At 36.0% G+C, this 23,608-nt stretch carries 17 protein-coding genes; 10 read left to right on the forward strand and 7 right to left on the reverse strand.

Annotation, left to right across the window (positions count from 1 at the left end; genetic code table 11):
• The first annotated feature begins 43 nt into the window (after positions 1-43).
• The 3 genes from ATE49_RS14010 to kdsA all read left to right on the forward strand — a co-directional run bounded on the left by ATE49_RS14010 (position 44) and on the right by kdsA (position 1,835).
• Positions 44-370: a DMT family transporter gene (locus ATE49_RS14010; protein ID WP_009085924.1), complete on the forward strand. Its 327-nt coding sequence runs from the start codon at positions 44-46 to the stop codon at positions 368-370.
• Positions 371-440: 70 nt separating this feature from the next.
• A complete protein-coding gene (locus tag ATE49_RS14015; RefSeq protein WP_065082680.1) occupies positions 441-974 on the forward strand; it encodes a DUF1697 domain-containing protein in 534 nt (177 codons plus the stop codon).
• A 51-nt stretch (positions 975-1,025) separates the two neighbouring features.
• A complete protein-coding gene (kdsA, locus tag ATE49_RS14020; protein WP_034870384.1) occupies positions 1,026-1,835 on the forward strand; it encodes a 3-deoxy-8-phosphooctulonate synthase in 810 nt (269 codons plus the stop codon).
• 213 nt (positions 1,836-2,048) lie between these two features.
• Here the strand turns inward: kdsA and ATE49_RS14025 are convergent, their stop codons facing one another.
• The 4 genes from ATE49_RS14025 to ATE49_RS14040 all read right to left on the reverse strand — a co-directional run bounded on the left by ATE49_RS14025 (position 2,049) and on the right by ATE49_RS14040 (position 6,275).
• Entirely contained in the window at positions 2,049-2,690 is a 642-nt protein-coding gene (locus ATE49_RS14025; RefSeq protein WP_065082681.1) for a TetR/AcrR family transcriptional regulator, read from the reverse strand.
• A 102-nt stretch (positions 2,691-2,792) separates the two neighbouring features.
• Positions 2,793-4,442: a M1 family metallopeptidase gene (locus ATE49_RS14030; protein ID WP_065082682.1), complete on the reverse strand. Its 1,650-nt coding sequence runs from the start codon at positions 4,440-4,442 to the stop codon at positions 2,793-2,795.
• A gap of 15 nt (positions 4,443-4,457) precedes the next feature.
• On the reverse strand, positions 4,458-5,312 hold the full coding sequence (tatC, locus tag ATE49_RS14035; protein ID WP_065082683.1) for a twin-arginine translocase subunit TatC: 855 nt from the start codon (positions 5,310-5,312) through the stop codon (positions 4,458-4,460).
• A gap of 3 nt (positions 5,313-5,315) precedes the next feature.
• Complete coding sequence (locus ATE49_RS14040) at positions 5,316-6,275, reverse strand: KpsF/GutQ family sugar-phosphate isomerase (RefSeq protein ID WP_065082684.1); 960 nt, start codon at positions 6,273-6,275, stop codon at positions 5,316-5,318.
• 73 nt (positions 6,276-6,348) lie between these two features.
• Here ATE49_RS14040 and recQ point away from each other — a divergent pair, with 73 nt between their 5' ends.
• The 3 genes from recQ (at position 6,349) to ATE49_RS14055 (ending at position 10,047) form a co-directional block, all read left to right on the forward strand.
• Positions 6,349-8,556 (forward strand): DNA helicase RecQ, encoded by a 2,208-nt coding sequence (gene recQ / locus ATE49_RS14045; RefSeq protein ID WP_059156324.1) that lies wholly within the window; start codon positions 6,349-6,351, stop codon positions 8,554-8,556.
• Positions 8,557-8,568: 12 nt separating this feature from the next.
• Positions 8,569-9,660: a glycosyltransferase gene (locus ATE49_RS14050; RefSeq protein WP_065082685.1), complete on the forward strand. Its 1,092-nt coding sequence runs from the start codon at positions 8,569-8,571 to the stop codon at positions 9,658-9,660.
• Between the two features lie 105 nt (positions 9,661-9,765).
• Positions 9,766-10,047 carry an RNA recognition motif domain-containing protein gene (locus tag ATE49_RS14055; protein WP_009085940.1) on the forward strand — a complete coding sequence of 94 codons (282 nt, stop codon included), beginning with the start codon at positions 9,766-9,768 and terminating at the stop codon, positions 10,045-10,047.
• A 150-nt stretch (positions 10,048-10,197) separates the two neighbouring features.
• Here ATE49_RS14055 and ATE49_RS14060 read toward each other — a convergent pair whose 3' ends face one another.
• Positions 10,198-10,662 (reverse strand): BlaI/MecI/CopY family transcriptional regulator, encoded by a 465-nt coding sequence (locus tag ATE49_RS14060; RefSeq protein WP_065082754.1) that lies wholly within the window; start codon positions 10,660-10,662, stop codon positions 10,198-10,200.
• Positions 10,663-10,689: 27 nt separating this feature from the next.
• The gene (locus ATE49_RS14065) at positions 10,690-11,256 is read right to left on the reverse strand and encodes a phosphatase PAP2 family protein (RefSeq protein ID WP_065082755.1); all 567 of its coding nucleotides are present in this window, start codon (positions 11,254-11,256) and stop codon (positions 10,690-10,692) included.
• Positions 11,257-11,489: 233 nt separating this feature from the next.
• Between ATE49_RS14065 and gcvP the strand changes: the two genes are divergently transcribed.
• From gcvP to ATE49_RS14080, 3 genes are all read left to right on the forward strand, one after another.
• Complete coding sequence (gene gcvP / locus ATE49_RS14070; RefSeq protein WP_065082686.1) at positions 11,490-14,348, forward strand: aminomethyl-transferring glycine dehydrogenase; 2,859 nt, start codon at positions 11,490-11,492, stop codon at positions 14,346-14,348.
• A 483-nt stretch (positions 14,349-14,831) separates the two neighbouring features.
• Positions 14,832-19,328, forward strand: a complete 4,497-nt coding sequence (gltB, locus tag ATE49_RS14075; protein ID WP_065082687.1) for a glutamate synthase large subunit — start codon at positions 14,832-14,834, stop codon at positions 19,326-19,328.
• 5 nt (positions 19,329-19,333) lie between these two features.
• Entirely contained in the window at positions 19,334-20,767 is a 1,434-nt protein-coding gene (locus ATE49_RS14080; protein ID WP_065082688.1) for a glutamate synthase subunit beta, read from the forward strand.
• A 93-nt stretch (positions 20,768-20,860) separates the two neighbouring features.
• Here the strand turns inward: ATE49_RS14080 and ATE49_RS14085 are convergent, their stop codons facing one another.
• The gene (locus tag ATE49_RS14085) at positions 20,861-21,790 is read right to left on the reverse strand and encodes a TIGR01777 family oxidoreductase (protein WP_065082689.1); all 930 of its coding nucleotides are present in this window, start codon (positions 21,788-21,790) and stop codon (positions 20,861-20,863) included.
• 350 nt (positions 21,791-22,140) lie between these two features.
• On the opposite strand from ATE49_RS14085, the gene dgt reads away from it, so the two are divergent.
• Positions 22,141-23,505 (forward strand): dGTP triphosphohydrolase, encoded by a 1,365-nt coding sequence (gene dgt / locus ATE49_RS14090; RefSeq protein ID WP_065082690.1) that lies wholly within the window; start codon positions 22,141-22,143, stop codon positions 23,503-23,505.
• Positions 23,506-23,608 lie beyond the last annotated feature (103 nt).

Genomic DNA, 23,608 nt, shown 5'->3' on the forward strand with positions numbered 1-23,608 from the left:
TCCGAAATGCATGTATTAATTTTGTGCCGCTAAATTTTAAAAAATGAATTGGATAATTTTAATTATTGCAGGGATCTGTGAAGTTGCATTTGCATCGTGTCTGGGAAAAGCAAAAGAAACAACCGGAGTCGAGTCTTATTGGTGGTATGGCGGATTCTTTGTGACAGTAACTATTAGTATGCTTCTTCTGATGAAAGCAACTCAAACCTTGCCAATTGGTACAGCATATGCAGTGTGGACAGGAATAGGTGCTGTCGGAACAGTGATTGTAGGAATTTTTATTTTTAAAGAGCCCGCAAGCTTCTGGAGAATATTCTTTCTGTTTACCTTAATAGGATCTCTTATCGGATTGAAAGCAGTTTCACACTAATTCTTTTACTAATCATAACAAGCTGTTTATAACAAAATACTTTCGTAAATTTGAGGAAGATTTTGTAAGCATGGAAAAGTACTGCGCATTTCTCCGTGGTGTAAATGTAAAAGGAACTAATATGAAGATGGCGGAAGTCTGTAAAGTCTTTCAGAATGCAGGGGTAAAAGATGTTTCTTCGATTTTGGCATCAGGTAATATTATTTTTTCTTCTGCAGACGCCGTAGAGAGTCTGAAAAGCAAACTGGAAAAAGAACTTTCAGATTATTTCGATTATGAAGCTTTTCTTTTTATCAGAAGTGAAGCTGAAATAAAAGCTATTTTTAGCAGTTCACCTTTTAGTTCTTTACCGGAGTACCATAACTACATTTTCATAACAACAGAAGGAACTGAAGATGTTTTGATGCAGTTTTTTGATGATGCAGTGTATAAGGAAAATGAACAAGCGGAAATTGTCCGTAAAAATTTCTACTGGCAGACTCCTAAAGGAAATACACTGAATTCAGATTTTGGCAAAGTTCTTGGAAAGAAATCGCTGAAAGACAGGCTTACAAGTCGTAACATTAATACGATAGAAAAAATATTAAAAGCTATGAGCAAATAACTGAAATTAGCTTTGATAAACAGGTAATTATAAAAATAAATATTTAATAAAATGATTCAGGCATTAGATAAGATCAAACATAAAGATTCTAAGAACTTCTTTCTTATTGCAGGACCTTGTGCTATTGAAAGCGAAGATCTGGCTATGGAAGTAGCAGAAAAAGTAGTTCAACTTACCAATCAGTTCAATATTCCATATATCTTCAAAGGTTCTTTTAAAAAAGCCAACCGTTCACGTGTTGACAGTTTTACCGGAATAGGAGATATTAAAGCGCTTGAAATCCTGAAAAAAGTAGGAGAGAAGTATGATATTCCTACAACAACTGATATTCATGAAAATGAACATGCAGCATTAGCCGCTCAGTATGTAGATGTATTACAGATTCCTGCTTTCTTAGTGCGCCAGACAGATTTATTGATAGCTGCTGCCGTAACAGGTAAAGCTGTAACACTGAAGAAAGGACAGTTCCTTTCTGCGGAATCTATGAAGTTTGCTGTAGACAAAGTAAAGGATTCAGGAAATGATAAAATAGCACTGATTGAAAGAGGAAATTCTTTTGGTTATACCGATTTGGTTGTAGACTTCCGTGGGATTCCTACAATGCGTCAGTATGCGCCTACAATATTAGATATTACCCACTCATTACAGCAACCTAACCAAAGTTCGGGTGTTACGGGCGGGAGGCCAGAGTTAATTGAAACTATTGCTAAAGCTGGTATTGCTGTTGGTGCAGACGGTATCTTTATTGAAACCCATCCTAACCCTGCTGTGGCAAAATCAGATGGTGCAAACATGCTGAAATTAGATTATCTGGAAGCATTACTGGAAAAACTAACAAGAGTACGCGAAGCAATTTTGTAAAAGCATTCTGAAATAAAAATAAAAAGCCGGAAGTTATCTTCCGGCTTTTTTATAAAGTATTGTTAAGAGCTTGTATAAATTTTATAATTAATACTCTTCGACAGGCTCAGAGTGACATTGCTCGTCTCAAATATCTTCTTTTTAGAATTGTCAGGCTGAGCCTGTCGAAGCCTAACACTTTTTTGAATTAAAATTTAAAAAAGCTCTGAATTTTTATTTTTTATCCAGTTTTTTATACTGATCATCTATAATAGTGGCAATAGCATCTTTTAGAATCTTAGCATCTTCTTCTTTATTAAAATCAAGTCCACAGAAAGTAGAACCATTTACAGTAAAATGCAAATTAAGATAGTAGGCACCTGCCACAAGCATTGCTAATATAGCTCTGTATTCTTTAGATTTTTCTTTAAACAGAGGATCTATAACCTGATCTAACAAAGGATTTCCTACAGCTTCTCTGTCGTCTGCAAGCTTTCTCAGAGATGGTCTGGTTTCTGAGATACCCCATAAGATAACTTTTTGATACTCTTTATTTTTGGCTAAAGTTTCATATTGCTGAAGGATCATGTTGGTTGTGATTTCCTGTCCGCCATCCGAGAAGCCGGAAGTCATGATTTCCTGATCATCTACATTAGCCCAGAAGTCCTGTGATTTTATATACTCATCAATAAGCTTGTCTGTACTTCCAAAATAAGAATAGATTAGTTTTTTATCCAGTCCTGCAACGGTTGCAATCTTGGAAACTTTTAATTCAGAATATCCCTTTGTTGCCAGAATTTTTCCAACAGCATTTAATAATTTTTGTTTTGTTTTTTCCTTATTTCTTATTGGACCGTCTACTACTTTTCTTGCCATATTCTTATTATTCTAAATTATATTCCTGAGTGTAAAAATATGAAAAATAACTTTTTATAATGAATAATATATAAAAAAAACACTCCATATGGAGTGTTTTTTCTATTGTATAAGGGTATAGTCAATGTAATAATTTGTATCCCATTCTACAGGGTTTTTATCCTTTAACTTTACTGTTTTCCATTCCTCAGAAGGCGTTATAACAATTTTGGAATTCTTTAAACGAACAGGTAATTTAAAATCTTTTACAGTATTTACCCACCTGAAAGATAATTTTTTACCATCCTGTTTATATTCCAGTTTCGGAATATTGGTAGTCGTAAGATACTGACTAAACACTGTTGAGAAATCTATACCGGATTTTTGATTGATATAATCCTGTACCTGCTTTCCAGTAACGGTTTGGTGATAAAATTCTTTTCCTAAACCTCTGAGGATCTGACGGAATTTTTCATCATCATTAATCACCTGGCGGATTGTATGAAGCATACTCGCCCCTTTATAATACATATCTCCACTGCCATGTGCTCTCACGCCGTAAGCCGGAATAATTGGTTCATCGTTCTGGATGTTGTGCCTCTGACCGATAAGGTATTTGTTTCCGTCTTCTTTACCGAATACAAAATCCGAATAAAGAGTCTCCGAATAGCATGTGAAACTTTCGTGTACCCACATATCAGCTGTATCCTGTGCTGTAATATTATTTGCAAACCATTCGTGTCCACTTTCATGGATAATAATAAAGTCAAACTTTAATCCGACTCCTGTACCAGAAAGATCCCTTCCCAAATATCCGTTTTGATATTTGTTTCCATAGGCTACAGCACTCTGGTGTTCCATTCCAAGGTGAGGCGTTTCAACAAGTTTGTAGCCATCTTCATAGAAAGGATAAGGACCAAACCAGTGCTCAAAAGCTTTCAGCATAGGTTTTACCTGCTCAAATTGCTTTTTAGCCTTATCCAGATTCTCTTTGATTACATAATAATCTAAAGATAACTTTCCTTTTTCGCCATCAAAACTGTCCCCGAAGTGTACATAATTTCCAACATACGGCGTAATGCTGTAATCGTTAATTGGGTTTTTAACTTCCCAAACCGAAACATTTTTACCATTCTCAGTTCTTTGTTCTATAAGGCGCCCGTTAGATACACCTGTAAGATCCTCAGGGCTTATAACGGTGAAAGTTACACCATTGTCCGGTTCGTCTCCCCAATAGTCTTTTACAGGCAGCCATACGCTTGTACCAATACCTTCGGTAGCTGTGGTCATCCATGGCTTTCCGGAGGCGTCCTTAGTGAAAACCCAGCCTCCATCCCATGGTGCTCTTTTAGCAACAATGGGATTTCCTTCGAAATCCATGCTGATAAAGTGATCATCACCCTTTTTAAAGCTTCCTTTAGCCTGAACGAATAGGAAATTTCCGTCTCTTTTCTGAGAGGTGATTTCAAAATCACTCATTACATTAGAAACCTTCATAGGTTGCTGAATATCTATCTGAAATGTAGGATTATTTACATCTTTTGTAATACTGAAGCTAATTCTGTTACTGCCTTTTACGCTTTTTTGTACGAAATTAGGCTCAGCTTCAATATCATATTTTTTTACATCCCAAAAATCTCTGTATTTTGTATTAGATCCGAACAGAGAATCTTGTTTTGTAAACACATGTTCTTTTTCTCCAAAAGCATTCTTATTTTGAGAATACCCGAGAACTCCTGATAACAGAAGTGCAGAGATTATAATTTTTTTCATAGTGATGTGAGATGTTTAGTTTTCTATCTTAGGCAGATTGGTTTCCGGGGTTTCTTTATTTTTTGTCCTTTTCTTCATTCTCTTTTCCATGAGTCTGGACATAAATATACTTATTTCATATAGTACAAGCAGAGGTAAAGCTGCTGCCATCATACTCAATACGTCTGCAGGTGTAATAATAGCTGCAACAACCATAATAACCACAATTGCATGTCTTCTGTATGTAGTTAAAAATTTAGGCGTAAGAATTCCGATGGATGTAAGCATATATACAACAATAGGGAAAAGGAAAATAACCGCCATCCCTAAAACTACCTGCAAGAAAATAGTAATATAACTGGAAAGGTCAATGTCTACCCGAATTGTGTCTGAAATATGAAAGAAATAACCAAAGTTGATTACAAAAGGCATAACCAGAAAATATCCGCTAAGTGCCCCCAGCATGAACATTAACCATGTACTGTTGATTACAAAAATTGAATTTTTTCTTTCGTTTTCATGTAGACCCGGACTGATGAATTTCCACAATTCCCATACAATATAAGGGAATGCAATCATAATACCTCCAACAATAGAAACGGCCATCATTACATTGAACTGTTCAAATAATCTCCTTACCTGAATTGGGAATTTTTCCGGTAGATCAATTGTATCATGTCCGAATATCATTTGTGAAAAATGGTTAACCACTTTAAAGGTTAAAAAATCTGGTTTTGTTGGACCGAATAAAATATGATCCATAACCCAGTTAATATTGAATCCAATAGCGAAACCACCAATAGCAATAGCCAGGATGGAACGTATTAAATGCCCTCTTAATTCGCCAATATGTCCTAAAAAGGACATCTCTTTTTCTTTAGTTTCGCTCATGGTTTAAATAATACCTTCGTCTAATAATTTATGAATGTCGATAATTCCGGAATATGTTCCGTTTTCTGTTACGACAAGTTGACCAATATTGTTGGATTTTAAAATTTCCATGGCATTTTTTGCCAGAGAGTTTTTGTCAATAGTTTTAGGGTTTTTGCTCATAATTTGCTGAGCTGTAATACCAGAGACATCTTCATTCTGCATCAACATTCTGCGCAAATCTCCATCTGTAATTACACCAATTATATCATTTCCGCTGGTAACCACTGTAATTCCGTGTTTAGAAGCACTGATAGAAATAATGATTTCCCGGATATTGGCGCTCTCATGTACTTCAGGCTTGTTGTCTGAAAGGAACTGAGCAACTGTAGCTGTCAGGTTTTTACCCAATGATCCGCCAGGGTGGTATTTTGCAAAATCAGTATCCTTAAAGTCTCTTAGCTCCATCAGGCAGATTGCCAAAGCATCTCCTAAAGCCATCTGAACAGTGGTACTGCTGGTCGGAGCCAGCTGATTAGGACAGGCTTCCTGCTCAACGGCAGAGCTAATGATAATATCTGAAGATTCGGCTAGCTTACTGCTTAGATTTCCAGTCATACCAATAAGGCATGAAGAATAGTTTTTCAGGAAAGGAGCCAAGGATGCAATTTCGGGAGAATTTCCGGAATTTGATATGCATAAAACAACATCTTCTTTCGCCAGTAAACCAAGGTCTCCATGTATTGCTTCGGCAGCATGCAGAAACTGAGTAGGAGTGCCTGTGGAATTCAGAGTTGCCACTATCTTGTTGGCAACGTGAGCGCTTTTGCCAATGCCTACAACGACAAGCTTGCCTTTGGTTTCATAAATTTTTTCAACAGCCTGAATAAAATTTTCATTTAGTGAATTTTTTGTCTTTTCCAGCTCCTGAATCTCTATGGAAAAGGTCTTTCGAGCAAGGCTTAGAATTTCTTCGGTTTTCAATGTAGATATTGCTTTGTTATATTAATTTCATTATCTTTGATAAGATGCAAATTTAGTAAACTTAAATCAAAGGATGAATACAAAATCTGCGAACATAGCGGAGTCATTGAAAAAGTATTTTGGCTTTACAACATTCAAAGGGTATCAGGAACAGATTATATCTTCACTTTTAGAAGGAAGTGATGTCTTTGTTCTGATGCCAACAGGTGGAGGTAAATCATTATGCTACCAGTTGCCGGCATTAATGAGCGAGGGAACAGCTATTGTGGTTTCACCACTAATAGCACTAATGAAAAATCAGGTAGATGCGGTTAACGGGCTTTCTTCTGAAGAGGGAGTAGCACACGTTCTTAATTCTTCGTTGAACAAAACTCAAACGAAAACCGTGATGGATGATATCCGGAACGGAAGGACAAAGCTGCTTTATGTAGCTCCGGAATCGTTGATTAAAGAGGAATATATAGATTTCTTTAAAGAAGTTCCTATTTCGTTCTTTGCAATAGACGAGGCGCACTGTATTTCAGAATGGGGACATGATTTCCGTCCGGAATACAGAAATTTAAAAAGTATTATCGATAAAATTGCGGATGTTCCTGTTATTGCACTAACGGCTACAGCAACTCCGAAAGTTCAGGATGATATTCAGAAAACACTTGGTATGACGAATGCTCTTGTATATAAAGAATCATTCAACAGACCCAACTTATTTTATGAAGTACGTCCAAAAGTAAACATCGATAAAGAGATTGTTAAATTTATTAAAGCCCAAAATGGTAAATCAGGGATTGTTTACTGTCTCAGCAGAAGAAAAGTAGAAGAATTTGCACAGCTGCTTCAGGTAAACGGTCTTAATGCATTACCATACCATGCTGGTTTAGATGCCAAAACACGTGTTACCAATCAGGATAAATTTCTGATGGAAGAAGTAGATGTTATTGTAGCAACTATAGCATTCGGAATGGGAATTGACAAACCGGATGTAAGATTTGTAATTCATTACGATATACCCAAAAGCTTAGAAAGTTATTATCAGGAAACAGGGCGTGCCGGAAGAGATGGTGGAGAAGGACATTGTATTGCTTTCTACGATCCGAAGGATATTGAAAAGCTTGAAAAGTTTTTGGCTCAGAAACCGGTTTCGGAAAGAGAGATTGGACTACAATTGCTTAATGAAGTAGTGGGCTATGTTGAAACATCCATGAGCCGCCGCCAGTATCTATTGTATTATTTTGGTGAAAAGTTTGATCCGGTAAACGGAGCTGGTGCCAAGATGTGTGATAATTCAGTAAATCCACCTGTATTAAAAGATGCAAGTAAGGATTTGACGAAAATTCTAAGTTTGGTAAATGATCTGGGACAGAAATTCAGAGCAAAAGATCTGGTCGCTGTAATTGCAGGTAAAGAAAATGCCGTAACCAAGTCGTATAAACTTGAAAATAATCATCATTTTGGAAGCGGTAAAGATAAAGAAGATAACTACTGGAAATCTATTATCCGACAGGCTGTAGTTCAGGATTTTTTATTAAAAGATATTGAAACCTACGGTGTACTAAAGCTTACGAAAAAAGGCTTGGATTGTATTGATGGTAAGCTGAAATCGAAGTTTGAAATAGCAGAAGACAGAGTCTATAATCTGGCAGAAACTGCTAAAATATCTTCTGAAGTTACATTAGGAAATACAGCGCGAGGACTGGACGATAAATTGTTCAGCTTACTAAAAGAGGTAAGAAAAAAAGTAGCGCAGAAAAATAATATTCCGCCATATACGGTATTCCAGGATCCAAGTTTGGAGGATATGACAGTACAATATCCTATTAGTATAGATGAGATTTCTAAGATATACGGAGTAGGAGAAGGAAAAGCTAAGAAATTCGGAAAGGAATTTGCGGATTTTATAAAAAAATATGTAGAGGAAAACGATATCGACCGTCCGGACGATATGGTACTAAAGCAGGTAGCAAATAAATCCAGTCATAAAGTTTTTATTATTCAGAATACGGATAAGAAAATTGATTTGGAAGATATTGCTAAAGCTAAAAATCTGACAATGGACGAACTGCTTTCCGAAATGGAGAGTATCGTTTATCAGGGAACGAAACTAAATATCGATTATTATATCGATGAGAATTTTGATGAGGATATCGTAGAAGGGTTTATGGAATTTATGATGGAGTCTGAGAGCGATAGTATGAAGACTTTATGTACTGAATTTTCTGACGAACTTTCCGACGAGGAAATCCGAATGCTGCGTATAAAATTTATTAGCGATGTAGCGAACTAAAAAGCAGGAAAAATGAAACTTATTGAAATTATGTTTATTCTTCCTGATCTCAGACCAGATCAGGAGGAATATACTGTTTCAATGCTGTTGAAATATTTACCAAGAGATGTCTTTCGTCCCTCTGTTCTATTACTAAATAAAGGAAAACATTATTATAACCTGAATACACTTCGGGAGTATGTAGAGGTTATTGATCTGCAGGTAGGAAAGATCAGAAATTCTTTAACTGTTATTCTGAGACAGATTAAAAAACGAAATCCGGACATTGTTTTCTGTAATGCAAAAGAACTGAATGTTTATTTTGCATACTTTTCTTACTTCTTTCCGCATACCAAGTTTATTACAAAAATGACTGAAGGGTTCTCCAGGCAATTGTTCAGGAGGAGTCTGCGTTTTTTCTACAGATTTTATAATAATTATGATAAAATTATTATACCCTCTGAGGATACACGTAACGATCTTATTCAGACTTTTAAAATTGAGCCCCGTAAACTAACGAAAATTCATAATTCTGTAGATTTTGATCAGATGGATCATAAATTCTCTGATGTCCGGAAGCCTCATTTTTTTGACGATGAATACAAGAATATTGTTACAATGGGAGATTCATCATCTACAGAAGGATTCGAGCATTTGTTGCAGGTATTTAAGCATCTTGAAAATGAAAAGGTGAGACTCCATATATTAACAGATGAAATAAGTAAAGAAAAAATTCAGCAGGCAAAAAATAATCTGAATCTGGATAATGTGATTTTTCATAGTACAATGAGTAATTCTTATGCCTGTGTCAAATATTCAGATTTATTTATCCTTTCATCTAAATGTGATGACTCAGTAAATACATTATTGGAAGCCGGATGTTGTGGTACTTATGTTTTAGCAGATAGTAAATTAAACGGTCTTTCGGAAATTATTCAGCCAAAAGTGAACGGAGAAATGTTAAATATTGAGAAACATGAAAGCTTTGCGAAACAAATTTTGGAATCACTGTATAGTGACAAATCCCCTGAATTAATAAGGTATTCCATGGAAAATAGATTTTCTAAAGAAAATATTTTAAAACAATATTTTGATATTTTGGAAGAAACGTACAATATTCGATAAAATTGTTGTACCTTGCCTACATTATTTAACAGAAATCAATAGGATGTTCATTACGTTTTTTGATTACTTTAAATCATATTTTATCAACAATTTTAATTTTTTATAATGAACATTTTTATTTCAAACATTAACTATTCAGTTAAGGAATCTCAATTAGAAGAACTTTTTGCTTCATATGGTGCTATTCAGTCTGCTAAAATTATCATGGACAGAGAGACTGGTCGTTCTCGTGGTTTTGGTTTTGTTGAAATGCCAAACAATGACGAAGCTAACACAGCTATTGAATCTTTAAACGGAGCTTTATTTCAAGGTAAAAACCTTAACGTTTCTGAAGCTAGACCTAAAGAAGAAAAACCTAGAAGATCATTTAATAATAATAGATACTAGTAAAAGACGACAATTGTCGTGTCGTGACCGGAAGAGCAATCTTCCGGTTTTTTTATTTTAAAAACACTGTAACTTTTGTTTTGTAATAATAAAAAACACCCTGAATTTTAAAAATTCAGGGTGTTTTTATATCCTTTTGTAGAAAGAAAGTTATTCTACTGATTTCTTTTCAGCTTTTTTCTTTTTAGATTTCTCTTTCTTCTTTTTCTTTTCTTTCTCAGGTTTTGCTTTTTTAGATTCTTCCTCTTTTATAGCAATAGGCTCAGCAATAACACTTGTGGTATAAGGTTTTAGATGCTGATCGGTTAAAAGCTCTAATCTGATCATCTCAGCTAATAAAAGTTCAGGAGATGCATGGTAATATTCTTCTATAAACAATCTTAGCAGCTGTTGATAGTATTGTTCCTTAGAAACTTTTACTTCGTAACGGTGAAGTCTGCCAAAAGGTTTTACTTTCAAAAATCCTTTTTCAACCAATATTTTCAATACTGTTGCTACTGTATTGTGATGTGGTCTAGGCTCCGGATATGCTTCCATAATATCCTTAAGAAACCCTCTTTCTATTGTCCATAACGCATGCATTAGCGTTTCCTCTGCCGGAGTAAGGCTCTTCATAAAAATTATTTTACCCAAAAGTAGGGATTAATTCCAATAAACAAAAGCTATGGAAAAGATTATTCCGATAACAGCACCTGAAAATACCTCGCTAAGCGTATGTCTTTTCAAGATAAGACGCGTGATAGCAATGATTACAGTAAGTCCGGCCCAGATAAATCCTAAAGTTGGTGAAAGTTGATAAAAAAGCGCCGCGACAAAGAAATTAAGTGCCGTATGCATAGAGCTTTTGATCCAGAAATTACTCAGCATCATTACGCACAAGAGTCCTGTAAGGTAATAAAAGGCAGCAGGTATGGCCTTGTCTGTAATAAGGTTTACTACAATAAATAACAGTAATAAAGCGATGATATAGTAGTAAAGACTGTTTCTTTGTTTTCTGTTGGAAACATCCATGTTCGTAAACTTTCCTTTCTTTACATTATAATAGATATATCCTAATATAGGAACTGCAAAAATGAGGACAGCCTTCCCTATAAATAACCATGCTTCTCCATTTTCCATCGTATTGAAGGCGTAATATAAAAGAAAGAATAAAAACGAAAATACAGGATTAAATAAGTTGGAAATAAAAGAAGAAAGTTTTTCGATCATAGCGTTTTTCATAGACTGTATAAAAAGCAAATGTAATCTTTAATTACGAAATGATAATAATGAAGCAGAAAAAGTGGTGAAAGCTTCCAGTAGGCTGGTGTTATAAACCTGATAAATATCACTAATTGTACTGTGAAAACGGGAATGCATAAGCTGAATTTTATGCATTGAATATCCTTTAAAAATTTGTAAATTTACACTCCAAAATTTCTGAAAAATCTAATAAAAGTTATATGAACACACAACAGTTTGTCAATCGCCATATTAGCATGAGCGAAAAAGACAAATCCGAAATGTTACAAAAAATTGGTGTAGGGAGTGTTGAAGAACTAATTTCACAAACAATTCCGCAGCAGATTCGTTTAAACAAAGATCTGGATATTTCTCCGGCACTTTCAGAATACGAAATGTTGCAGCATTCCAAAGCTCTGGCGAGCCAGAATGCACAATTCGATAACTATATCGGTTACGGATACCATGATACTATTTTACCACCGGCTATTCAGAGAAATATTTTTGAAAATCCAGGTTGGTATACAGCATATACGCCATATCAGGCTGAGATAGCACAGGGACGTCTTGAGGCGCTTCTTAACTATCAGACTGTAATGGCTGAACTAACAGGATTGCCATTGTCCAATGCATCTTTGTTAGATGAAAGTACAGCTGCAGCAGAAGCAATGCACATGTTCTTTGCAAACAGAACAAAAGAACAGAAGAAAGAAGGTGTAAACAAATTCTTTGTTTCGGATCTTGTAATGCCACAAACTATTGCGGTTCTTACAACTAAAGCTTCAGGATTAGATATTGAGATCGTGATAGGAAATCATGAGACAATGCAATTAGATAATACATTCTACGGTGCATTACTTCAGTATCCTGGTAAAAACGGGGTGGTTGTAGATTATACAGATCTTATTTCTACATACAAAACTCTTGCTATACAGGTTGCTGTTGCTTGTGATCCGCTGGCTTTGGTTAAATTGAAATCTCCAGCTGAAATGGGTGCAGATTGTGCTGTTGGTACATCTCAGCGTTTTGGTGTTCCTATGGGATACGGAGGTCCTCATGCAGCTTTCTTTACTTGTAAAGAGGATTATAAGAGAGATATTCCGGGAAGAATTATTGGTGTTTCTCAGGATATGTATGGTAAGCCTGCATTAAGAATGGCTTTACAAACAAGAGAGCAACATATTAAGCGTGAAAGAGCGACATCTAACATTTGTACAGCGCAGGTTTTACTAGCTGTAATGGCAGGTATGTATGCTGTTTATCACGGACCAAAAGGATTAGAATTTATAGCTAATCAGGTACACTACAAAGCAAATACTTTACGTGGAGCTTTAGAGAAATTAGGATATGAGGTTGTAAAACACCCTATTTTTGATACAGTTAAATTTAAATTATCTGAAGAAGATAAACATAAATTAAAAACTCAGTTAGAAGAAGCAGGAATTAACCTGAACTACTTTACACCTGAGTTTGTAAGTGCTTCATTAAACGAAACATCTACTTTGGTTAAATTACAAGCATTAGTAGATGAATTAGCAAAATTCAAAGGTGCTGAGACATTTGTAATTGAAATCAAAGAAGAGTGTTCTATTCCTGAGAACTTGGTAAGAAAGCATGAAGTGCTTAAGGATGAGGTTTTCAATAGCTATCATACAGAAACAGCATTAATGCGTTATATCAAAAAATTAGAAAGAAAAGACCTTTCTTTAACGCATTCTATGATTTCTTTAGGATCTTGTACAATGAAGTTGAATGCAGCGGCAGAAATGCTTCCGCTTTCATGGAGCGAATGGGGATCTGTTCATCCATTTGTACCGAAAGGACAAGCTTTAGGATATCAACAGTTAATTGAAGAGTTGGAAAGAGATCTTGCTGAGATTACAGGATTCGCAGCTACTTCACTTCAGCCAAATTCAGGAGCTCAGGGTGAATATGCAGGATTAATGGTTATCCGCGAATATCACAGATCCAGAGGAGATTTCCACAGAAATGTAGTTGTAATTCCTCAGTCTGCTCATGGTACTAACCCTGCATCTGCAGCTATGGCAGGTATGAAGGTTGTAGTAGTGAAAAATCTTGAAAATGGAGAAATTGATTTCGAAGATCTAAAACTAAAAGTAGAGCAGAATAAAGAGAATTTATCTGCAATTATGATTACATATCCGTCTACTTATGGATTCTTTGATGTAAACGTAAAAGAGATTACACAACTTATTCATGACAATGGAGGTCAGGTATATATGGACGGTGCAAACATGAATGCTCAGGTAGGATTTACAAGTCCAGGAAACATTGGTGCAGACGTTTGCCACTTGAACTTACATAAAACATTTGCTATTCCTCACGGAGGTGGAGGTCCTGGTGTTGGTCCAATCTGTGTGGCTGAACACTTAGTGCCATTCCTTCCTTCTAATCCTAATATTAAAACAGGAGGAGAGAAAGCAATTGATGCAATTTCTGCAGCGCCTTATGGCTCTTCTTTAATTTTGAATATATCTTATGCATATATCAAAATGTTAGGAGCTCATGGACTTAGAAAAGCTACAGAGCATGCAATTCTTAATGCAAACTACCTTAAAAATATTTTAAAGGAGCATTATCCAATCCTTTACAGTAATCAGAACGACAGAGTAGCTCACGAATGTATCGTAGATTTCAGACAGTTCAAGTCTTTAGGGATTGAAGTTGCTGATATTGCGAAACGTCTTATGGATTACGGATTCCATGCGCCTACAGTTTCATTCCCGGTAGCAGGTACTTTAATGATAGAGCCTACTGAGAGTGAGAGTAAAGCTGAGATCGATCGTTTTGCAGAAGCATTAATCTCTATCAGAAAAGAGATTGATGAGATTGCAGAGGGAGTTGCAGATGCTGAAAATAATGTACTGAAAAATGCACCACACACAATGGAGCTTGTTATTTCTGATGCATGGGACAAGCCATATGCAAGAGAAAAAGCAGCATATCCATTAGAATGGGTGAGAGACAATAAATTCTTTGCTACAGTTTCCAGAATTGATGAAGCTTATGGTGACAGAAATTTAATTTGTACATGTACACCAATCGAAGCTTATATGTAATTTATACATAAAAATAATGAAGCCTCAAACTTAGTTTGGGGCTTTTTTATTTGTATTTATATCTTAAAGTAGTGAAAATATCTTTGTTTTTATAATTTATAATCATTCTAAAAACTTTATATTTTTAATGTTTTTTATTTATTTTGCTTATAAAAAATAAATAAAATTATTTGCAGTATGTGAAAATAATTTTAAGACAAATTTGAATATTTGCTTTGTAGTTGATTGTTTTATAATTCTATTTTAAAGAAATTTAAAGTGTTTTAAAACTTATATTTATTGATTCTCAGTTATTTATGGTTTTTATTGTATGGTAATTATATATTGAAATCATTACAATGAAATCGTCTTATATTACATTTTTAATAAAATGATTGTAATTGAATAAAATCAATACTTATTATGCGTTAAAATTATTCAATGTATATGTAAATGTCGTTTTGTGGATATAATTCGTAATTTCGTGTCTGAAAACTGAGGACTATGAAGAACTATGGATTGTACAGACCTGAATTTGAATTTGACTCTTGTGGTGTTGGCTTCGTAGCTAATATTAAGGGAGTTAAGAGTCATAAAGTTGTTGCAGATGCAATAACAATGCTGGAGAATATGGAGCACAGAGGTGCTACCGGTTACGAAAGTAATACTGGGGACGGAGCAGGTATACAAATTCAGATTCCACATGAACTGCTGGAAGAAGAAGCTTCTACTTACGGGATCGACTTACCCCAATTAGGAGACTATGGAGTAGGAATGTTCTTCTTTCCTAAAAATGTGGCACTTATTGATGAATGTAAAAATATTATTCAGCATGCTGCAGACAGGCTGGAACTAAATATTTTAGGGTATAGACCTGTCCCTGTAAACAATATTGAGCTTGGTGAACTTGCGAAGAAAGTGGAACCTGTAATGGAAATGATGTTCATTGAAAAACCTTTCGGAGTTGATAATGAAAATGATTTTGAACGAAAACTCTTCGTTTTCCGTAATTATATCAGTAATCAGATTAATAATGTTCTGCAAAATGATCCTATTGGTTTTTATGTTGCCTCACTTTCATGTAGAAAGCTTGTTTACAAAGGACAATTGAGAAGTATACAGATCAGACACTATTTCAGAGATTTAACCAATCCCAAACTTACTTCTGCTTTTGGTATGGTGCATTCCCGTTTTGCAACCAATACTTCGCCTACATGGAGTCTTGCACAACCTTTTAGATATTTGGCACATAACGGGGAGATTAATACTGTGCAGGGAAATCTTAATTGGTTAAAATCGTCTCAGAAAACTTTTACAAGCCCTTATTTTACTGCTCAGGAAATAGATATGCTTCTGCCATTAGTTACTCCTGATCAGTCAGATTCAGCATATCTGGATAATATGGTAGAAATGTTGGTACATGCCGGAAGATCTTTACCGCACGTTATGATGATGCTTATCCCAGAAGCATGGGATGGCAATGAGATCATGGAAGATTACAAAAAGCATTTCTATGAATTCCATGCCTGTGTAATGGAGCCATGGGATGGACCAGCTTCTATCTCATTTACAGATGGAAAAATTATTGGGGCAACTTTGGACAGAAACGGATTACGACCGTCCAGATTCTGTGTTACTTCCGATGATATGGTAGTTATGGCATCAGAGTCTGGTGCATTGCCTGTGGATCCTGCTAAAATTATAAAAAGCGGACGTCTTCAGCCCGGAAAAATGTTTCTGGTAGACCTTGCCAAAGGTAAAATTATAAGTGACGAGGAGCTTAAAAAAGAAATCTGTAGTTCTCAACCTTACAAAGAATGGCTGGACAGCCAAAAAATACGTTTAGAAGAACTACCGGCACCAAGAATACGTTTTACCATGCTACAGGCAGATGATATTTTTAAATATCAACAGGCATTTGGTTATACACGTGAAGATGTAGACCAGATTATTAAACCTATGGCACTTACCGGAAAAGAACCTATTGGTTCTATGGGATTCGATGCTCCTCTAGCTGTACTTAGCGAAAAACCACAGCATTTAAGCTCGTATTTCAAACAGCTATTTGCACAGGTGACCAATCCGCCAATCGATCCTATCCGAGAGCGAATGGTGATGTCTCTTGCTACAATTATTGGAGGAAATGGAAATGTCCTTTCTGAAGATAAAAACTTTGCGCATTCTATAACGCTAAAACAGCCTATTCTGAATAATGAGCAATTGGAAAAGCTTAGGAGTATAGACACCGGGAATTTTCAGGCGAAAACAATTCATACTTATTTCAAAGCTGACGGAAATCCTGGTAGCCTTAAGCGAGGGATAGACCGCATCTGCAGATACGCTATGGATGCAGTGGAAGATGGTTTCGATGTTCTGATTCTTTCAGACAGAGCTATAGATTCCGACCATGTTGCAATTCCAACATTGCTGGCTTGTTCTGCAATACATCATCACCTGGTAAGAAAAGGAGCCCGACGAAAAATAGGTATTGTAATAGAAGCCGGAGATATATGGGAAGTGCATCATTTTGCAGCCTTATTAGGTTTTGGCGCTACAGCGATTAATCCATATTTGGCTTTAGCTTCCATCAGACAGCTGCATTTAGCCGGAGAGATTGAAGGCGATCTGGAACAGCTGAAAAAGAATTATTTAAAATCTGTCGGAGATGGATTGCTAAAGATCTTTTCTAAAATGGGAATTTCAACTTTACAGTCTTATCAGGGATCTCAGATATTTGAAATTGTAGGTATCAATAAAATGGTTGTGAATAGCTGTTTTACAGGAGCTATTTCAAGAATTGAGGGTATTGGATTTGATGAGATAGCCAAAGAAGCTCTTATTAAACATAACAATGCTTTCCGTCCGGTAATGAAGCAGGAGGTTCTGCAGGAAGGCGGAGTTTATCAATGGAAAAAAACAGGAGAATCTCACCAATATAATCCGAATACGGTTCATTTACTACAGCAAGCCACATGGAAAAATGATTATGAAATTTTCAAAAAATATTCCAGAGCGGTCAATATAGGAAATGATGCACCTGTAAGCTTAAGAGCATTACTGGAGCTTAAAAATGATCGAGAAGCAATAGCTATTGAAGAAGTAGAGCCTATAGAAAACATACTAAAACGTTTTGCTACAGGAGCGATGTCTTTTGGTTCTATTTCCTGGGAAGCTCATACAACATTAGCAATTGCAATGAATCGCATCGGGGCGAAAAGTAATACCGGAGAGGGAGGAGAAGATGAACAGCGTTACGATTTGTTACAAAATGGAGATAGTATGCGTTCCGCTATTAAGCAGGTTGCCTCAGGGCGGTTCGGTGTAACCAGTAGATATCTTGCTGAAGCAGAAGAAATCCAGATAAAAATGGCGCAGGGTGCTAAGCCTGGAGAAGGAGGACAGTTACCCGGAGATAAAGTAGACAATTGGATTGGGAAAACCCGTCATGCTACTCCGGGAGTAGGCTTAATTTCTCCGCCGCCGCACCACGATATTTATTCAATAGAAGACTTGGCGCAGCTGATCTTTGATTTGAAGAATGCAAACAGACATGCCCGAATTAGTGTTAAACTTGTTTCAAAAGCAGGGGTTGGAACTATTGCGTCTGGTGTAGCAAAAGCGAAAGCAGATCATATTTTAATATCAGGCTATGATGGTGGTACCGGTGCATCTCCGGTGAGTTCTGTAAGACATGCGGGACTGCCATGGGAACTTGGGCTGGCAGAGACACATCAAACCTTAATTAAAAATAAACTAAGACAACGGGTAACAATTCAAACAGATGGTCAGATAAAGACAGGTAGAGATATTGTTATTGCCACATTACTAGGTGCTGAAGAATGGGGAATAGCAACATCGGCACTTATTGTACAGGGGTGTATTCTGATGCGTAAATGTCATCTAAATACATGTCCTGTAGGTATTGCTACGCAAAACCCTGATTTAAGAGCAAAATTTTCTGGTAGTGCAGATCATTTGGTTAACTATTTCAAATTTCTGGCTACGGAAGTAAGAGAGCTAATGGCGGCTTTAGGATTCAGAACAATAGATGAAATGGTAGGGCAGTATCAATGTCTGACAAAAAAAGAAAAACTAAAACATTGGAAGCATCAGAATATAAATCTTAATGATTTCCTGCAAAAAGTTGAAAATGATTTACCATTGGTAAAATCAGAAGATCAGGATAATGAATTGGATGATTCTATATCCTGGAAGATGCTCGAAGCAGCAGAGGAAGCATTGCAAAACACATCTAATGTCAGAGCTTTCTTTGAGGTTAAAAATACAGACAGAGCGATTGGTACTATATTATCTCATGAAATTACCAAGAAGTATAAATCCGGAGGGATGAAGGAAGATTCACTGGTATTCGATTTCAAAGGAACTGCAGGACAAAGCTATGGTGCGTTCTGCAATAAGGGACTTACAATGATTTTGGAAGGAGATGCCAATGACTATTTTGGTAAAGGTCTTTCTGGTGCGAAGCTGGCTGTGAAACTGCCTGAAGAATCTAAAATTAAAGCACATGAAAATAGTATTATCGGTAATGTGGCTTTATATGGAGCAACAAGCGGAAAAGCTTTTATCAACGGAATGGCTGGAGAGCGTTTTTGTGTCCGAAACTCTGGAGCAACAGCTGTAGTAGAAGGAGTGGGTGATCACGGGTGTGAATATATGACAGGAGGAACGGTTGTTATTTTGGGTGATGTTGGAAGAAATTTTGGAGCAGGAATGAGTGGCGGAATCGCGTATGTGTGGGATATTAATAAATCTCTGGATAAGAATTTTAACCCGGATATGGCAGATCTGGAGTCTTTGGAAGAGCCTGATGTACAGTTAATCAAACAATTAATAGAGGAACATGTTGCCATTACAGGAAGTGAAATAGGTCAGTATTTACTGAGTGATTTTGAACAAGCATTGGGATACTTTGTAAAGGTATATCCGAGAGATTATAAAAAAGCTTTACTAAAGCAAAAAGAAAACAAAGAAACTAATTAGCAGCCATGGGAAAGACAGACGGATTTTTATTATATGAGAGAGAGTTGCCGGTAAAAGAACTGGCAGAAAGCAGAGTGAAACACTATCAGGAATTCCAGCACTTGCCATCTGCTGAATTATTAAATAACCAGGCGGCCCGTTGCATGAATTGCGGAATACCTTTTTGTCAGAGTGGTTGCCCGTTGGGAAATGTAATTCCGGAGTTTAATGATGCAGTATACAATAACCAATGGAAGAAAGCATATGATATACTTTCTACAACCAATAACTTTCCTGAATTTACCGGAAGAATTTGTCCGGCGCCTTGTGAAGGATCATGTGTGCTTGGAATAAATGAATTACCGGTTACCATAGAAGAGATTGAAAAAAATATTATAGAAACAGCATTCAGAGAAGGCTATGTAAAACCTCAGATTGCAATTAACAGAACGGGAAAAAAGGTAGCTGTAGTAGGATCAGGTCCATCCGGGCTGGCTGCTGCAGATCAGCTAAATAAGATGGGGCATCTTGTAACTGTTTTCGAAAGGGATTCGGAAGCAGGAGGATTGTTGAGGTTTGGAATTCCAGACTTTAAACTTGATAAGAAAATTGTTGAGAGGAGAATCAGATTAATGGAGCAGGAAGGTATTGTTTTCAAAACCAATACCAATGTTGGGACAGATTATTCTGCAGAAGAACTTGACCGTAATTTTGATGCTGTTGTATTGGCATTGGGTAGTACAATTCCAAGAGATTTGCCTATTCCGAACAGAGAAGCAAAAGGTATTTATTTTGCCATGGAGTTTCTGAAGCAAAGTAACAAAAGAGTTAGTAATATAGGATTCCATGAAGAAGAAATTAATGTCCAGGGAAAAAAGGTGGTGGTAATAGGTGGTGGAGATACAGGTTCAGACTGCATTGGTACCTCCAACAGACAGGGGGCGGAGCAGATTCTGCAGATTGAGATTATGCCAATGCCACCAATACAAAGGGATGAAACAATGCCTTGGCCGATGTTCCCAATGGTTCTGAAAACAACAACCTCTCATGATGAAGGTTGTGATAGGAAATGGATGATTAACTGTAAAGAATTTTTAAAAGATGAACATGGGAATCTGAAAGGTGTAAGAGCTACAGAAGTTGAGTGGGCGAAAGATCCTGTAACAAAACGTTATACATCTTTTGTAGAAAAGCCTGGAACAGAGTTTATTATTGACTGTGATTACGCTTTTCTGGCAATGGGTTTTTTACATGTACAGCATAAAGGATTGGTTGAGGCTTTGGATATTCAGTTAGACCCAAGGCTCAATCTGATTGGTAATGATACTGAATATAAAACTAATCAGGATAAAATTTTTACTTGCGGTGATGCCAGAAGAGGACAGTCTTTAGTGGTATGGGCTATTACCGAAGGACGAAAATGCGCAGAGAAGGTGAATATATATATGAAGGATGAATAAACTATTTTTCACACAAACGAGGCCGTATCCCATTGGTAATACGGCCTTTTTTTTGCTTTTTCGGTTTTTTAATATTTGATTGTGATATATTTGTTATTTAGCCAGCAAGTCCTTTATACAGTCTCTGTTGAATATAGGAAACAAAAACTGAAATCCTGTATTGGTGAATTTAGCAGAATTTGTTGTAATACCTGTTAAAACTGTTCCTTCTGCCATTTCACCTTTCATCATCTTTAAAATAAATGCAGGAATTTTGAACGGTATAAAAATAGTTCTGTATTTAGTTTTCGCAATCTTAATGATGGCCTGATGATACGAAATAGCATGTGGAGCTGTAATGTTATAAGTTCCTTCTACAGATTTGTTTTTTATGGCATGGAGATAAGCTCGTGTAATATCGTCTAGGTGCAACCAGCTCATTCTTTGTTTGCCATTTCCGAGGATAGGAGCTATTCTAAAGCTTAATGGCTTCAAAAACTCTTTTAAAGCTCCTTCTTTAGGAGACATGACAACACCGGTTCTCATAATCACCAACCTTTTCCCCATATCGACAACAGGCTTTATACTATCTTCCCATTTTTGACAGACATCGGCAAGAAATCCCTTTCCTTTAGGAGCGGTTTCATCAAAGGTCATACGGTTGTCATAATCACCACCATAATAATTAATACCGGAAGCTGAAATTACAGCTTTAACATTATTGGGGATTTCTTTAAGGCTTTTACATAATAGTTCAGAACTCTTTATTCTGCTATTTTCTATTTCTTTCTTTCTGGAGTTTGTCCATTTTTTTTTGCCAATATTTTCTCCAGCCAGATGTACAATATAGTCGGCTTCTTCAATAGCTTTTTTATCAATTTCTCCTGTGGAGGGATTCCAGCCTGCAAATCGAATATTAGTGCTTCCTTTGTTTTTGTCGGGGGTCCGGGAAAGAAGAATTACGTTATAATCTTCTTCCACGAGAAGCTGAGCGAGATGATTTCCAATCAAACCGCTTCCGCCCGTAATTACTACAGTCTCCATTAAATTTCTTTTTTTATTCAGATTATATAACGGAATAAATCCAAAAACATTGAGTTATAATCCGTTACAGTTAGTGAAGTTAGTGAAAAAATAAATACATATTTGTTGTGAATATTAATTTTATTTAATGGTTTTTATGAATGAATGTTAATGTGTAAGGGTGTGATTTTTATTAAATACAACTAATGAAAGAATTAAAATAAGAGATGAGAATCTGATTGGTTTATTTTTTTACTAAATAGATTGTTTATTTGATAAAAGCTATAAACACATAATGGAAAAGGAATAGGTGCAATTTTCCGGATTAAAAATTCTTTTTCTTTAAAATTAGATTTAATTTTGGTACCGCAATGAATTTGAATACAATTTTTACAACCAAGAGGGCAGGAGTACAGGAAAGCACAATGGCATCCAGAAGTGCTTATCAAAGAGATTTTGACAGAATTATTTTTTCTTCAGCATTTAGAAGGCTTCAGAATAAGACGCAAGTTTTCCCGTTGCCCGGAAGTGTTTTTGTACATAACAGATTAACTCATTCCCTGGAAGTAGCTTCTGTAGGGCGTTCTTTGGGTAGTATAATAGGAGAACATATTGCTGAAAATTTTGCGGTTGATCTGGAGGAAGAAAGTAGTCTGTTTTATCAGTATAACCTGAATAATGTTATCGCTGCAGCTTGCCTTTGTCATGATATTGGTAATCCTGCATTTGGGCATTCAGGAGAAGATGCTATTGCAAGTTATTTTGAAAGAAATGAAAGTTCTCTGAAACCACATTTTTCTGAGAGAGAATGGAATGACCTGATTAATTTTGAAGGAAATGCAAATGCGATAAGAGTTTTAACTCAGCAGCAGATAGGCAAAAGTGAGGGCGGACTAATGCTGACAAATACAACACTAGCTTCTATTGCTAAATATCCTTGTGAATCATCTGCTAAAGATTTTAGCAAAAAGGATCTTCAACGTAAGAAGTTTGGATTTTTCCAGAGTGAAGAAAAAACTTTCGAAGATATTGCCTCATCTGTTAATCTGATTCAGACTTCAGAATCTCCGGTAATCTATAAAAGGCATCCTTTTGTATGGTTGGTAGAGGCGGCAGATGATATTTGTTATAATATCATAGATATGGAAGATGCACATCGCCTGGGAATTGTAAAAACAGAACCTTGTGAGGAACTTTTTACCAGCCTCATAGAGTCTGTAAACGCAGATGATATGCCAAGGGTCAGGAAAAACCTTGAACAGATCACCAATGAGAACGAAAGAATTTCTTATTTACGAGCCAAAGTAATAAACTCTCTGATTTCGAAAACAAAAGAAATTTATATTAAGAATATTCCGCAAATTCTGGATGGAAGTCTAAACAAATCGCTTTTAGGAATTTTTGGAGAAGAGTGTGATGCCCTAGAGAAAATAGAGAAATATTCTATAGAAAATATCTACCGCCATCGGGCAGTCGTAGAAATTGAAAATGCAGGTTATAATGTAATGTACGAATTGCTCAATCACTTTATTCCCTCCATTCTGAAAGATAAATCAGCCAGAAAGAATTATGATAAAATGGCCTTACAACTTCTGCCTAAACAATTTGTATATGAGGGAGTTTCCGATTATCAGAAAGTGCTCGGAATCATAGATTATATATCAGGTATGACGGATAATTATGCAACTGATATTTACCGTAAAATTAAAGGTATTGATATCGGAATGACTGTATAATTTTTAAATGAAATATCAATAATAAGATCAGAGTACATTCTCTGATCTTTTTTATCCGGTTATGTCACCATTTCGTCATAACATAAATGCAACTAATCAAGTA

It is taken from the genome of Elizabethkingia miricola (genome assembly GCF_001675285.1).
GTDB lineage: Bacteria > Bacteroidota > Bacteroidia > Flavobacteriales > Weeksellaceae > Elizabethkingia > Elizabethkingia miricola.